This is a genomic window from Leisingera sp. (assembly GCF_982940295.1).
The window spans coordinates 22,692-35,375 of record NZ_CEYXRG010000002.1 but is presented as its reverse complement, the minus strand read 5'-3'; the positions used below and the strand labels follow the sequence as shown (position 1 = coordinate 35,375).

Here is a 12,684-nt window from a genome sequence, read left to right as displayed (position 1 = left end):
GAGCGCCGCCGGGCAAGAGTGAACAGCCCCGCGGTGCCGATGCCTTGCCATGGCGTTGCAGCAATGCATAACGTTGGCGGCATTTGGCGGTTGGCCGGAAGGGAGCATCCATGCGGCACAGGCAGGGCTACAGGGCGCATGAGGCCATGGTGCGGTTTGCCCGGGCGCAGCCGCAGCTGTGGCGTCTGCTGCTGGGGCTGGTGCTGGTGGCGGCGGTCAGCTTTGCGATGACAGCAGCGCTGCAGGTGACCGTCGCGGAGCTGTTTCCCGGGGCTTGGCTGCAGGGGCTGGCCGATGGCAGCAACCCGGGTGCGATGCTGGTGCTGTTGGGCAGTTTTGCCTTCCTGTCGCTGGGGGTGGCGATGGCCGCCCGGCTGTTTCACCAGCGCAGCTTTGCCACCGTGACCGGGCATTTGCGGCCCTTGGTCTGGCAGTTCGGCCGCGTCAGCCTGTTTCTGCTGGGGCTGAGTGCAGTGCTGATGGCCCTGCCGCCCTACAGCATGGGGCCGCCGATGACCCCGAATCTGCCGTTCTGGACCTGGCTGGGCATCCTGCCCTTCTCGGTTGCCGCGGTGCTGGTGCAGACCGGCTCGGAAGAGATCCTGTTCCGCGGTTATATCCAGCAGGCGCTGGCAGCCCGCTTCCGCAGCCCCGCGGTCTGGCTGCTGGTGCCCTCGGCGCTGTTCGCGCTGGGCCATTACCTGCCGGTTGATGCCGGGGAAAACGCGCTGCTGATCACCGCCTGGGCCGGGCTGTTCGGGCTGCTGATGGCGGACCTGACCGCACGGGCCGGGACCCTGGGTCCTGCGATGGCGGTGCACTTTTTCAACAACGCCGCCGCGCTGCTGCTGTTTGCCTCGCCCACCAGCCTCAATGGGCTGGCGCTGTACCTCATCCCCTTTGATATGGCCGACACCGGCAACCTGCGCCCGTGGATGGCCGTCGACTTTGCGCTGATGCTGGTGAGCTGGCTGACAGCGCGGCTTGCCATACGCCGCTGATTGCAATTGCGGCAAATGCGCCTTATCTGGGGGGCAAACCGCGCCCCCGGAGAGGCAAGCAATATGAACTGGATCACCAACTATGTCCGGCCCAAGATCAACTCGATCTTTTCACGCCGCGAAGTGCCCGAGAACCTTTGGCAGAAATGCGATGAATGCGGCACCATGCTGTTTCACCGCGAGCTGAGCGACAATCAGAACGTCTGCACCAGCTGCGGCCATCATATGAACATCACGCCGCGCGACCGGTTCACCGCGCTGTTTGACGGCGGTGTCTTCACCGAGGTCGCGGTGCCGGAGCCGCTGACCGACCCGCTGAAGTTCAAGGATCAGAAGAAATATCCAGAGCGGATCAAGGCGGCGCAGAAGAAGACCGGCGAGAAAGACGCGATGCTGGTGGCCGCGGGCGAGATCGGCCGCACGCCGATCATCGCCGCTGCGCAGGACTTCTCCTACATGGGCGGCTCCATGGGCATGTATGTGGGCAATGCCATCATCGCCGCGGCCGAGGAAGCGGTGAAGCTGGGCCGCCCGCTGGTGCTGTTCTCGGCCGCTGGCGGCGCCCGGATGCAGGAGGGGATCCTCTCGCTGATGCAGATGCCGCGCACCACCGTTGCGGTCGAAATGCTGAAAGAGGCGGGCCTGCCCTATATCGTGGTGCTGACCCATCCGACCACCGGCGGCGTCACCGCCTCCTATGCGATGCTGGGCGATGTGCATATCGCCGAGCCGAACGCGCTGATCTGCTTTGCCGGTCCCCGGGTGATCGAGCAGACTATCCGCGAGAAGCTGCCCGATGGCTTCCAGCGCGCCGAATACCTGCTGGACCACGGGATGCTGGACCGGGTGACACCGCGCACCGAGATGCGCGAAGAACTGATCACCATCATCCGCATGCTGATGGACCTGCCGCCGCAGGTGGTGGGCGATCTGCCGGTGCCGGAGAAGGAAGAGACGCCCCAGGCCGCAAATGCGCCGGCCGATGGCGCTCCCAGCGAAGAAGCTGCCGAGTAAACCGGTTTAAACAGATACGCATGGCCTATAAGGCCGGTCAGCGCCCGTCCCTTCCAGGGCGGGCGCTGTTCTTTGCGACCTAAGACACTCCGACCTGACAGGACCAGGCTGATGACCCAGACCTCCGACGCGATCCTCGCCCGCATGATGGCGCTGCACCCAAAGATCATTGATCTGACGCTGGACCGGGTCTGGCGCCTGCTGGAAGCGCTGGACAACCCGCAGGAAAAACTGCCGCCGGTGATCCACCTGGCGGGCACCAATGGCAAGGGCTCGACCCAGGCGATGATCCGGGCCGGGCTGGAGGGGATGGGGAAGAGCGTTCACGCCTATACCTCGCCGCATCTGGCGCGGTTCCATGAGCGGATCCGGCTGGCGGGCGAACTGATCTCCGAGCCGCATCTGACCGAAGTGCTGGATGAGTGCTATGCAGCGAACAATGGCGGGAACATCACCTATTTCGAGATCACCACGGTGGCGGGGCTCTTGGCGTTTTCGCGCACGCCTGCGGACTACACCCTGCTGGAGGTCGGTCTGGGCGGGCGTCTGGACGCCACCAATGTGATTACGCCGGAGGTGTCGGTCATCACCCCGATCTCCATCGACCACGAGCAGTTCCTGGGCAACACGCTGGCCAAGATCGCTGCGGAGAAGGCGGGGATCATCAAGCGCGGGGTGCCGGTTGTGGTCGGTCCGCAGCCGGAAGAGGCGATGGAGGTGATCGAAGCCACCGCTGCCCGCCTTGGCGCGCCGCTGATCGCCTATGGCCAGCACTGGCATGTCTACGAGGAGCGGGGGCGGCTGGTGTTCCAGGACGAAAGCGGCCTGCTGGACCTGCCGCTGCCGGCCCTGCTGGGCGCGCATCAGATCCAGAACGCCGGTGCGGCGCTGGCGGCGCTGCGCCATCTGGGGGCGGATGAGGCGGCTTGCGAAGTCGCGATGCTGAATGCCGAATGGCCTGCGCGGATGCAGAAGCTGAAAACCGGCCCGCTGGTGGAGGCCGCACCGGAGGCCGAGCTGTGGCTGGACGGCGGCCACAACGCCGCGGCCGGCGTGGCGCTGGCGGATGTTCTGGCGAAACTGCCCGAACGCCCCACGCACCTCATCTGCGGCATGCTGAACACCAAGGACGTGAGCGGCTACATGGCCCCGCTGGCACCGCATGTTGCAAGCCTGACCGCCATTTCGATCCCGGATGAGATCAACACACTCAGCGCCGAGGAGACCGAAGCCGCAGCCAAATCCGTGGGCATCGCCGCGGGCACCGCGGAGAGCACCATGGCGGCGCTGCAGGCGGTCATCGCCAAGGACCCGCAGGCGCGGGTGCTGATTTGCGGCTCGCTGTACCTGGCAGGCCATATCCTGCGCGAAAACGGCTGACCTAAGGGTCAGGACCCTGCCCCGGCGGGGCATTGTGCGACAGCAGCCGTGCCTCAAGCAAACGCTGTGCCTGATCAATAATGCACAGGCGGGTGTTTGAACGGTTGTTGTGCTGCACGAGTTTAATCGCGCCTGCGATGGTGGCCAGGGATCCGATGCCGCCTACCCAGAGGCCGATCAGGGCAGGCACGCCGACAATCGGGGCCGTCAGTCCGGCGCCGATCACTATGGCTGTTACACCAACGCCTGTAATCAGATAATCCGAGAGCGGCGGCGCCTTTTCATTCTCCCGCGCGCGGGCCTCGTTCAGGAATTGCCGCCAGCCTTCCACCACTTCATAGTCCCATTCGGCACGGGGGCGGTCGGTGCCGCTCCATTCCAGAATCTGCGAAGGGTCCGCGGCCAGCATACCGACGCCTTCGTCCAGATCGGTTGGGCTGAAGGCGTTGGGCTGCGGCAGACGCATGGCACTGCTGCCTAGCTGGCTTGGCGCAGGCTGCGGAGTTTGGATTTGACTTTTGCCGCACCTTTTGCCGCGCTCTCAGGAGATCGGGCCTCTGGCGCCTGTTCTGCAATCAGCTTGGCAATGCGCCGGGAGGTTTCCTGAGCAACAAGGGCCTGGCGCCGTTTGCGGTATCTGGATGACATGGCGGCGATCAGGCTGACGGCTGCAGCCAGGATCAGGACAGCGGGCACCGCGACCAGAGGGTCGGCTGCAGGCTTGTAGGCGGCAATATAAACAACGCTGGCAACGATGCCGGAAGCGGCACCGCCAAGGGTTGCCAGGACGTCCTGCCAGGTGGAACTGTACATCTCGCGCCCGCAAGCTGCCTGTGCGTCGGTCCAGCGCGGGCTGGTTTGGGTGACCATGATCAACCTCCGTTCAGGCTGTCAAGGATAAGCGCGGCGCGCAAAAATTGCAATCTTTCTGCCCGTGGCCGTCGGCCGTTACCCGTCGCTTCCCCAGTCCTTGTCCTGCATCTCGCGCAAGCGCGAGGCGGTGCGTTCGAATTCAAAGGTGCCTTCGCCCTCGACATAGAGCATTTCGGGCTGCGCCGCGGCGGAGCAGATCAGCCGCACCCGCGCCTCATAGAGGGCGTCGATCAGGGTGACGAAACGTTTGGCCTCGTTGAAGTTGTTGCGGCTGAGGCGGGGGATGTCCTCCATCACCAGGACCTTCACTTCCTCGGCGATGGCCAGATAGTCGCCCGGCCCCAGCATCTTGCCGCAGAGGTCATAGAAAGTGGCCCGCGCCACCCCGTTGCGGAAGGCGGGCAGGGTGACTTCGCGGCCTTTCACCTCCAGCGTCAGCGGCTGTGCCGGGCCGCCCGACAAATCCTCCCAGATCGCGCGGATCTGGGCGCGGGCCTCAGCGTCGACGGGCGCGAAATAGACCTGCGCGCCGGTCAGCCGGTCCTGGCGGTAATCAGTGGCGCTGACCATCTCATGAACTTCCATCTGCGCCTTGATCAGGTCGATGAAGGGCAGGAACAGCTGCCGGTTCAGCCCGTTCTTATAAAGGTCGTCCGGCACCCGGTTGGAGGTGGTGATCACGGTGACGCCGGCGGCGAACAGCGCCTCGAACAAACGTCCAACAATCATCGCGTCGGTGATGTCGGTGATCTGCATCTCGTCAAAGGCCAGGAGCCGCACCGAGTCTGCCACGTCTGCCGCCACCGGCGCCAGCGCGTCCTCGACCCCGTTCTGGCGAGCCTCATGCATCTGCGTGTGGATTTCCTGCATGAAGGCGTGGAAATGCACCCGGCGCGAGGGGATGCCGTCCAGGCTGTCGACAAACAGGTCCATCAGCATCGACTTGCCGCGGCCCACGCCGCCCCAAAGGTAGAGCCCCTTGACCGTCTGGTATTCCGCCTTGCGGAAGAAGCCGCGTTTCACCGGCGGCGCCTTCAATCCTTCTGCGATGCGGTCGAAATGGGGAAGCACGGCTTCCTGGGCCGGGTCGGGCTTCAATTCGCCCGCGTCGATCTTCTGCCGGTAAAGCGCACTCAAATGGGTCATGGGGACAGGGATAGCGCGGGGCGCGGGGGATGGGAAGTTCCTCGTGCGCTCGCGGTGCCAAGGAGTGTTTTGCGTAAGGCAGGCCGGATCAGCTTTTCTGACCCGGCCAGGGCCTAAGAAGCCTGTCACATCAATTTTCCTTAACCATGCGCGCAAAATTCCTGATTTGACCGGCCGCCAGGTTTCCCTGAAAGTTCCGCAGCTTGTCAGGAGAAAGCACATGGACCGTCCCGCGCCGCTGTTTACCCCCGTTCTGATCGTGGGCTGCATCATCATCATGGTGAGCTTTGCGGTGCGCGCCTCCTTTGGTGTCTTTCAGATCCCGATTGCCGAGGAGTTCGGCTGGCTGCGCGCGGAGTTTTCGCTGGCGATTGCGATCCAGAACCTGGCATGGGGCATCGGGCAGCCGGTATTCGGCGCCATTGCCGAGAAGATCGGCGACCGTAAAGCGATCGTCATGGGGGCGATTGTCTATGCCGCGGGGCTGGTGCTGAGCGCCTGGTCAACGACGCCGTTTGAGATGCAGACCTATGAGTGGCTGGTGGGCTTTGGCATCGCGGGCACCGGGTTTGGCGTGGTGCTAGCGGTTGTGGGCCGCGCCAGTTCCGACGAGAACCGCTCGATGTCCTTGGCGATTGTCACCGCGGCCGGGTCTGCCGGGCAGATCTTTGGCGCGCCAACGGCAGAGTGGATGCTGGGGTTCCTGCCCTGGCAGACGATTTTCCTGCTGTTTGCGGGCGTGGTGCTGGCGCTGATTGCGTTCTTGCCGCTGATGCGGGCGCCGGAGGCGGCCTCCAGGCTGGAGCTGGAAGAGAGCATGGGGGCGATCCTGATGAAGGCGTTCAAGGATCCGTCCTACACGCTGATCTTCCTGGGCTTTTTCAGCTGCGGCTATCAGCTGGCCTTTGTCACCGCGCATTTCCCGGCCTTTGTGACTGAGATGTGCGGGCCGATCCTGCCGGGCGGCGCGCTGCATTCGATCGGGATCACAACCACCTCCGCGCTGGGGGCGGCGGCGATTTCGCTCATTGGCGCTGCCAATGTGGGCGGCACGCTGCTGGCGGGCTATCTGGGCAAGCGGTATTCCAAGAAATACCTGCTGGCGGCGATCTATACCGGGCGGACGATTGCGGCGGCAGCCTTCATCATATTCCCGATCACACCGCTGTCGGTGATCATCTTCTCGGTTGCCATGGGCTCGCTGTGGCTGGCGACGGTGCCGCTGACCTCGGGCCTGGTCGCGCATATCTACGGGCTGCGCTACATGGGCACGCTCTATGGCATCGTGTTCTTCAGCCACCAGCTGGGCAGCTTCCTGGGGGTCTGGCTGGGCGGGCGGATGTATGACGCCTATGGCGATTACACCCTGGTCTGGTGGATCGGCGTCGGTGTCGGGGCGTTCAGTGCGATTGTGCATCTGCCGGTGAAGGAGCGGCCGCTGCGGGCCGCCCCGGCTGCGGTTGCGGCGTGACGCCTGCGGTGTGCTGCGTGGCGGGCCGAGGAGCCGGGGCCAGCCCCGGACCCCGGAGTATTTAGGGAAAGATGAAAAGCACGGGCGGCGTTTACATCAGGCCGCGGCGGTGGTTTTGGGCGATGATCTCCAGCACCTGGTCCGTGTGGGTATAAGGCAGGCCGTGGCCTGCGCCGGGGATTTCCTCCTGCCGGACGGATCGGGCGCGTTCGGCCAGGCGGCCGGGCGAGCTCGGAGGTATCACCGCATCCTCCTGTCCCCAGATGGCCAGGGCCGGAACGCCCTTGCTGTGCAGGCTGCGGAGCTCTTCGGTGAAATCCTCGTTCAGGATGCCGCGCAGGGACGCGAGCACGGCGGGAACAAAGCCCCGGTAGCCCAGCTCCTGCTGCTGCAGGTCGATGATGCCGGGGACGGAGGAGGGCAGGCTGCGCTCTGCCTGGGTGCTGCGGATGTGCAGGGCGGGGTAGATGGCGTGCATCAGCCAGCCGCCAAAGACCGGCACATCGCGGATGATGTGTATCAAGCGGCCGCCGCTGCGGCCGAAGCCGGCAGGGGCCAGCAGGATCAGCTCGCGCAGGCGGGTGGGGTGGGCCGCCGCAAAGGCGGTGGCAATGGCGCCGCCCATGGAATAGCCGATCAGTGTGACATCATCGCCCACCTCCTGATCTGCCAGCAGCTCCTCCAGCTGGGTGAGGAAGAATGCGCTGTCCTGCGGGTCTGCGGGGCGGTCCGAATAGCCGCGCCCGTAGAGGTCATAGGTCAGCACCCGGTAGCCCAGGGCGCCCAGGCCCTTGGCGATGCCGTTCCAGACGAAAGACGGTGTGGTGAGGCCGTGGACGCAGACCGCGACGGGCCCGCGCAGGGGGCCGGTCCAGCGGTAATGGGTGCAGCCGCCGGGCAGCTGAGCCAGCGCGCCGGGGGCGGTCTGCCGGGCCTTGGCGTTCATCGGCTTGCGCAGACGCTCGCGCAGGAAGGGCGCGAGTGCGATTGCCAGAACGGCAAGGGCCAGCAGCCAGATCATGCTTTTGCTTTCCACTTCTGCAGGATGTGGTGGCTGGTCATCAGGTCCAGATGGGCGCCGCCGCCGTTCTTGAACAGGGTGATCTGTGCGGGGTCAAAAGCCGGAAAGCTGTCCAGGGAATAGAAATCCGCCAGCACGTCGCTGCGCTGGATGGTGCCTTCGGCCAGCGGGATTTTGAACTCGCCGATATGGTCCAGGGTGGTGTCGAAGCTGTCGCAGTAGATCTGCGCGCGTTTGAGTGCCGCGTCATCGGCTTCGCGCATGTCGGGGCGGTAGGCGCCGATCATGTTGAGGTGCTGGCCGGGGCGCAGCCATGCGCCCTTGATTACCGGGTCGGAGGACATGGTGCAGGTGACGATGATATCCGCCGCGCGCACCGCCGGTTCCAGGTCGGGTGCGTGTTTGGTGCCGGGGTATTGGGCGCAGAGGTCTTCTGCCTTTGACTCGGTGCGGTTCCAGACCCGGATCTGCGCCTGCGGGAACCCGGCGCCGAAAGCTTCGATCAGGGAGGCGCCGACGGTGCCCGCGCCGACGATCAGCACCTCCTGCGCCTCCGGGTTGGCCAGCCGCAGGGCGCCCAGCAGGCTGTCGCCGGCGGTCTTCCACTTGGTCACCAGGTGGAAATCCACCAGCGCCTCAGGCGTGCCGTCCGCGTCGGAGTAGAGGCAGACCGAGCCGTTGATCATCGGCTTGCCCGCATCCGGGTTGCGCGGGAAGATATTGGCGGTTTTCACCGCGATGCCCAGCCCGTCGATCCAGGCGGAGCGGCTGAGCAGCGTGTCGGGATCGCGGTAGAGGAAGGTGTCGCCGATCTCGGCCTTGGGCAGATCGTGGCTGGCGGCCAGCGCGTCAGCAAAGCTGACCCAGTCCAGCAGCGCCTCGCCCTCTTCAAAGGTGATGAATGGGATGCTCATGTGCCTGTCGTCCTTCCTGTGCGTGCCGCCTTATGCGGCCTCTTGTTCTGTCAGCAGCCCTGCCTGCACCAGCCGTGCGGCAAAGGGGCCGGGCGCGGTGAACAGATGGGTCTGCCAGCCGCGCGCGCGGGCGGCTTCGATGTTTTCGGGGCGGTCGTCGGTGAACAGCAGCCGGTCCGGCGCGACCCCGGTTTCGTGTTCGAGAATGGCATAGATTTCCGGTTCTGGCTTGATGCATTTCAGATGCGCGGAGACAAATGTGCGGTCAAAGCCACGTAAGGCGGGGTAGGTTTCGCAGGCCAGCTCAAACGTCTCGGCACCGAAGTTGCTGAGGGCGAAGACCGGGACGTTCCTGGCTTGCAGCGCCTGCATCAGGCGGACGGTGCGGGGGATCGCGCGCGGCACCATTTGCAGCCAGCAATCGTGCCACCAGCGGATTTCCTCAGCCCACTCCGGGTGCTGCTGTGCCAGAGCATAGACGCTTTCGCGGAAGGGGTGGCCGCGGTCGACGTTCAGGTTCATTTCGTGCAGGGGGACCTCAGCGAACAGCTGCTTGCGCCGGGCCGGGCCGATGCGGCTGTCGTAGAAGCGCTCCGGCTCCCACTCGATCAGCACGCGGCCGATGTCGAAGACGACGGCATCAATGGGCATCTAGGGTCATCCTTCTGCGCGCGGGCGGGGCCGGGGGGCGGGGCGGCTGCGGCGGGTTTCGCGCCAGACGGAGACCAGGCCGGAGGCGATGATCAGGGCGCTGCCGGCCCAGACCGCCGCATCGGGCCATTCGTTGAAGACCAGCACGCCCCACAGGACCGACATCGGCATGGCTATGTATTCGAAAGGTGCTGCCAGCGCGGCCTCGTTCATGCGGTAGGCCTGGCTTACCAGATAGCCGCCGATCGACCCGGCGAGGCCGACGCCGATCAGGTAGGGCCAGTCCTGCGGTGCGGGCCAGATCCAGGCGCGCAGGAGGAAGTCGAAGGCGGGGCTGCCGCCGCTGGCAAAGCGGCCGTCGCCGAAGATCAGGCCGGCCAGGGCGCTGAGGATCAGGAAGCCCATCATCGGGTAGAAGGCGAGCGTCGCCCCGGCCTCTGTCCCGCCTGCGCGGCGGGTCAGCACGTGCAGGGTGGCATAGCCGCAGGCGCCCAGCAGCGGCAGCAGGGCGGCGGGCTGGAAGGTGCCGGGGCCGGGGCGCATGATGATCAGAACGCCCAGGAAGCCCGCAAACACCGCGCCCCAGCGCCAGGGGCCGGGGTGCTCGCCCAGGAACAGCGCTGACAGGGCGGTGACGATCAGCGGTGTGGCAAAGGCGATGGCCACAGCTTCGGCCAGCGGCAGGATGGCGATGCCGGTGAAGAAGAAGATATTGGCGAAGAACACCACCAGGCAGCGTGCGAGGTGCAGCTTGGGCTGATAGGTGCGCAGCAGGTGGTAGCCGCCTTCAAGCGGCACGATGATGGCGAGCATGACGGCCACCGCGATGACGGAGCGGAACAGGACGATCTCATAGAGCGGGTAATCGCCCGAGAGGAACTTGAAGACCATGTCGATGACGGAGAAGGCAATACCCGCGCCGGCCGCGGCGAACAGGCCCGGGACGCTGATTTTGACCTCTGCGCTCATCTGTGCCGCCTCCCGTTCCCTGAGTTTGATCAGTGGCGGATTTGGTGTGGCCGGGCAATGGGGCGGGGGACGGAAAAATGCAATTTTTCCGGGCAAAATTCCGGCCCGGAATTTTAGGCCGCAGAACTTGGGGTTCGGGGCTCGGGGAGGGGTTTGATTTCTTGCTGAGAAGCGGTTCAGGGTCAGGTCTTCCCTGAACGCGCCTGCCCGAGTGTTTGCCGGCCTGATCCCGCGTCAAGGCCAGGCCGCGCTTGCGCGCGGTCCGCTGCGCGGAGCCTTGACCCGGTATCAGGCCTGTTTGGCGGCGCGCAGTTCGCGCTCCAGCGCGTCGAGGAAGCGGGAGCGGTCGGCCTTGGTGAAACCCTTGCCGCCGCCCTGAACCCCCAGCGGATTGGCGGCGCGCAGGTCGGCCATCAGGTCGCGCATCGCCAGCTGCTGGCCGATGTTGGCTTGGGTGAAGCGCTCACCGTTGTGGCGCAGCACGCGGGCGCCGGCCTCGATGCATTTGGCGGCAAGGGGGATGTCGCCCGTTACCACCACATCGCCGGGGCCGCAGCGCTCTGCGATCCACATGTCGGCCACATCGGCGCCCTCGGCCACGATCACGGTTTCCACCAGCGGGTTCTGAGACGGGCGCAACCCGCCGTTGGAGACCACGAACATGCGCAGGCCGTGGCGGGTGGCGACCCGCTCGGCCTCCTGCTTCACGGGGCAGGCGTCGGCGTCGATGTAGAGGGCGGTCACTCTGCCGCCTTTTTCTCTGCTTCGGGTTTTTTCTCCGCCTTCGGAGCCGCCTTGGCTTTGCGGGCGGGTTTCTTGACCTTGAACTCCTCCGGGATCGGCATCCGGTTGAAGGCGTCGAGACCGGCGATCTTATAGGCCTCGGCCAGGGTCGGGTAGTTGAAGGTGTTCTGAACGAAGTAGTCCACCGTGCCCTTGAGGTTCAGCACCGCCTGGGCAATGTGGATCAGCTCAGTCGCGCCCTCGCCGACGATCTGCACGCCCAGCACCCGGCGGGTTTTCAGCGAGAACAGCATCTTCAGCATGCCGTGCTCCAGCCCCATGATGTGGCCGCGGGAGGTTTCGCGGAAGCGGGCGACGCCGACCTCGTAAGGGATGCCGCGCTCTTTCAGCTCTTCCTCGGACATGCCGCAGGTGGACATTTCCGGCACCGAGTAGATGCCGTAGGGATACCAGGGGCTTTCCGGCAGGGTCGGGGTTTCCAGCGCGTGGCAGGCGGCGACGCGGCCCTGCTGCAGCGAGGTGGAGGCGAGCGACGGGTGGCCGATCACATCGCCGGTGGCGTAGATGTGCGGCACCTCGGTCTGGTAGGTCTTGCGGTCCACGGAAAGGCGGCCGCGGTGGTCGGTCTTGAGGCCGACGGCGTCCAGGTTCAGCGCCGCGGTGGCGCCCATGCGGCCGGCCGCAAACAGCAGCATTTCACCGCGCACGTGGCGGCCGTTGGCCAGCGACACCTCGATATGCTCGCCTGCGTCCTCGATGCTCTCCACCGCGGAGCCGAGCCGCAGGTCGACGCCGTTCTCGCGGATCTGGTGGGTGAAGTCCTGGATCAGGGTCTTGTCGATGAAGTCGAGGAAGGTCTCGCGCGGCTCGATCAGGGTGACGCGCACATCGAGCGCGGAGAACATGGTGGCATATTCCACCCCGATCACCCCGGCGCCAATGACCACCAGCGAGCGCGGGATCTCGGCCATCTCCAGGAACTCGTCGCCGTCGACGACGGTCTTGCCGTTGAACGGGACGTAATCCGGGCGGTAGGTGCGGGTGCCGGTGGCGATCAGGAATTTCTCCGCCGTCATCCGGGTGGTTTCGCCGGCTTCGGTGGCGACTTCGACCTCGTTCGGGCCGATGAATTTCGCCAGCCCGTTCAGCGTGTCCACGTGGTTGCGGTTGAACTGGTGCTCAAGCACGTCGACCTCGTAATCGAGGGTCATGTGCAGGCGCGCCTTGAGGTCGTTGGCTTCGATCTGGTCCTTGACCCGGTAGGAGCGGCCATAGAACGAGCGTTCGCGCCAGCCCGAGAGGTTCAGCACGGTTTCGCGCAAGGTTTTCGACGGGATGGTGCCGGTGTGCACCGAGACCCCGCCGAGCCGGTCCTTGCGGTCGATCACCAGTACCCGGCGGTGCAGCTTGCCCGCCTGGATGGCAGCGGCGCGGCCCGAGGGGCCGGAACCGATGATGATCAGGTCATAATCAAATTCGTCACTCATGGCCGCGTTCCTT

13 protein-coding genes are annotated in these 12,684 nt (G+C 65.4%); 4 read left to right on the top strand and 9 right to left on the bottom strand.

Translation table 11 applies throughout. From position 1 onward, the window contains the following. The first annotated feature begins 110 nt into the window (after nucleotides 1–110). The 3 genes from AC4HIX_RS02070 to AC4HIX_RS02060 all read left to right on the top strand — a co-directional run bounded on the left by AC4HIX_RS02070 (nucleotide 111) and on the right by AC4HIX_RS02060 (nucleotide 3,395). The gene (locus AC4HIX_RS02070; RefSeq protein ID WP_490397694.1) at nucleotides 111–1,001 is read left to right on the top strand and encodes a CPBP family intramembrane glutamic endopeptidase; all 891 of its coding nucleotides are present in this window, start codon (nucleotides 111–113) and stop codon (nucleotides 999–1,001) included. 63 nt (nucleotides 1,002–1,064) lie between these two features. Beyond that, on the top strand, nucleotides 1,065–2,015 hold the full coding sequence (accD, locus tag AC4HIX_RS02065) for an acetyl-CoA carboxylase, carboxyltransferase subunit beta (protein WP_475048024.1): 951 nt from the start codon (nucleotides 1,065–1,067) through the stop codon (nucleotides 2,013–2,015). 111 nt (nucleotides 2,016–2,126) lie between these two features. Then, entirely contained in the window at nucleotides 2,127–3,395 is a 1,269-nt protein-coding gene (locus tag AC4HIX_RS02060) for a bifunctional folylpolyglutamate synthase/dihydrofolate synthase (RefSeq protein ID WP_490397693.1), read from the top strand. 1 nt (nucleotide 3,396) lies between these two features. Here AC4HIX_RS02060 and AC4HIX_RS02055 read toward each other — a convergent pair whose 3' ends face one another. The 3 genes from AC4HIX_RS02055 to zapE form a co-directional block, all read right to left on the bottom strand. Continuing rightward, nucleotides 3,397–3,861, bottom strand: coding sequence for a hypothetical protein (locus tag AC4HIX_RS02055; protein ID WP_490397692.1), 465 nt, complete (start codon nucleotides 3,859–3,861; stop codon nucleotides 3,397–3,399). A gap of 11 nt (nucleotides 3,862–3,872) precedes the next feature. Further along, a complete protein-coding gene (locus AC4HIX_RS02050; protein WP_421055286.1) occupies nucleotides 3,873–4,265 on the bottom strand; it encodes a hypothetical protein in 393 nt (130 codons plus the stop codon). A 78-nt stretch (nucleotides 4,266–4,343) separates the two neighbouring features. After that, nucleotides 4,344–5,414 carry a cell division protein ZapE gene (gene zapE, locus AC4HIX_RS02045; RefSeq protein ID WP_490397691.1) on the bottom strand — a complete coding sequence of 357 codons (1,071 nt, stop codon included), beginning with the start codon at nucleotides 5,412–5,414 and terminating at the stop codon, nucleotides 4,344–4,346. 220 nt (nucleotides 5,415–5,634) lie between these two features. On the opposite strand from zapE, the gene AC4HIX_RS02040 reads away from it, so the two are divergent. Beyond that, a complete protein-coding gene (locus AC4HIX_RS02040; RefSeq protein ID WP_490397690.1) occupies nucleotides 5,635–6,885 on the top strand; it encodes an MFS transporter in 1,251 nt (416 codons plus the stop codon). A 91-nt stretch (nucleotides 6,886–6,976) separates the two neighbouring features. Here the strand turns inward: AC4HIX_RS02040 and AC4HIX_RS02035 are convergent, their stop codons facing one another. From AC4HIX_RS02035 to sthA, 6 genes are all read right to left on the bottom strand, one after another. Next, nucleotides 6,977–7,906, bottom strand: coding sequence for an alpha/beta fold hydrolase (locus AC4HIX_RS02035; protein WP_490397689.1), 930 nt, complete (start codon nucleotides 7,904–7,906; stop codon nucleotides 6,977–6,979). Continuing rightward, nucleotides 7,903–8,820 (bottom strand): ornithine cyclodeaminase family protein, encoded by a 918-nt coding sequence (locus AC4HIX_RS02030; protein ID WP_490397688.1) that lies wholly within the window; start codon nucleotides 8,818–8,820, stop codon nucleotides 7,903–7,905. The genes AC4HIX_RS02035 and AC4HIX_RS02030 overlap by 4 nt, the downstream gene beginning before the upstream one ends. Nucleotides 8,821–8,850: 30 nt before the next feature. Continuing rightward, the gene (locus AC4HIX_RS02025; RefSeq protein ID WP_490397687.1) at nucleotides 8,851–9,471 is read right to left on the bottom strand and encodes an HAD family hydrolase; all 621 of its coding nucleotides are present in this window, start codon (nucleotides 9,469–9,471) and stop codon (nucleotides 8,851–8,853) included. 6 nt (nucleotides 9,472–9,477) lie between these two features. Beyond that, complete coding sequence (locus tag AC4HIX_RS02020; protein WP_490397686.1) at nucleotides 9,478–10,440, bottom strand: DMT family transporter; 963 nt, start codon at nucleotides 10,438–10,440, stop codon at nucleotides 9,478–9,480. A gap of 288 nt (nucleotides 10,441–10,728) precedes the next feature. Then, on the bottom strand, nucleotides 10,729–11,184 hold the full coding sequence (locus tag AC4HIX_RS02015; RefSeq protein ID WP_490397685.1) for a YaiI/YqxD family protein: 456 nt from the start codon (nucleotides 11,182–11,184) through the stop codon (nucleotides 10,729–10,731). After that, nucleotides 11,181–12,671, bottom strand: coding sequence for a Si-specific NAD(P)(+) transhydrogenase (gene sthA, locus AC4HIX_RS02010; protein ID WP_490397684.1), 1,491 nt, complete (start codon nucleotides 12,669–12,671; stop codon nucleotides 11,181–11,183). The genes AC4HIX_RS02015 and sthA overlap by 4 nt, the downstream gene beginning before the upstream one ends. Nucleotides 12,672–12,684 lie beyond the last annotated feature (13 nt).

Bases quoted from the DNA above. Each gene is read 5' to 3' on its own strand.
- AC4HIX_RS02020 (WP_490397686.1), bottom strand. From the start codon at position 10,440: ATGAGCGCAGAGGTCAAAATCAGCGTCCCGGGCCTGTTCGCCGCGGCC.
- AC4HIX_RS02070 (WP_490397694.1), top strand. From the start codon at position 111: ATGCGGCACAGGCAGGGCTACAGGGCGCATGAGGCCATGGTGCGGTTT.
- AC4HIX_RS02030 (WP_490397688.1), bottom strand. From the start codon at position 8,820: ATGAGCATCCCATTCATCACCTTTGAAGAGGGCGAGGCGCTGCTGGAC.
- AC4HIX_RS02050 (WP_421055286.1), bottom strand. From the start codon at position 4,265: ATGGTCACCCAAACCAGCCCGCGCTGGACCGACGCACAGGCAGCTTGC.
- AC4HIX_RS02025 (WP_490397687.1), bottom strand. From the start codon at position 9,471: ATGCCCATTGATGCCGTCGTCTTCGACATCGGCCGCGTGCTGATCGAG.
- accD (WP_475048024.1), top strand. From the start codon at position 1,065: ATGAACTGGATCACCAACTATGTCCGGCCCAAGATCAACTCGATCTTT.
- sthA (WP_490397684.1), bottom strand. From the start codon at position 12,671: ATGAGTGACGAATTTGATTATGACCTGATCATCATCGGTTCCGGCCCC.
- AC4HIX_RS02055 (WP_490397692.1), bottom strand. From the start codon at position 3,861: ATGCGTCTGCCGCAGCCCAACGCCTTCAGCCCAACCGATCTGGACGAA.
- zapE (WP_490397691.1), bottom strand. From the start codon at position 5,414: ATGACCCATTTGAGTGCGCTTTACCGGCAGAAGATCGACGCGGGCGAA.
- AC4HIX_RS02060 (WP_490397693.1), top strand. From the start codon at position 2,127: ATGACCCAGACCTCCGACGCGATCCTCGCCCGCATGATGGCGCTGCAC.
- AC4HIX_RS02035 (WP_490397689.1), bottom strand. From the start codon at position 7,906: ATGATCTGGCTGCTGGCCCTTGCCGTTCTGGCAATCGCACTCGCGCCC.
- AC4HIX_RS02040 (WP_490397690.1), top strand. From the start codon at position 5,635: ATGGACCGTCCCGCGCCGCTGTTTACCCCCGTTCTGATCGTGGGCTGC.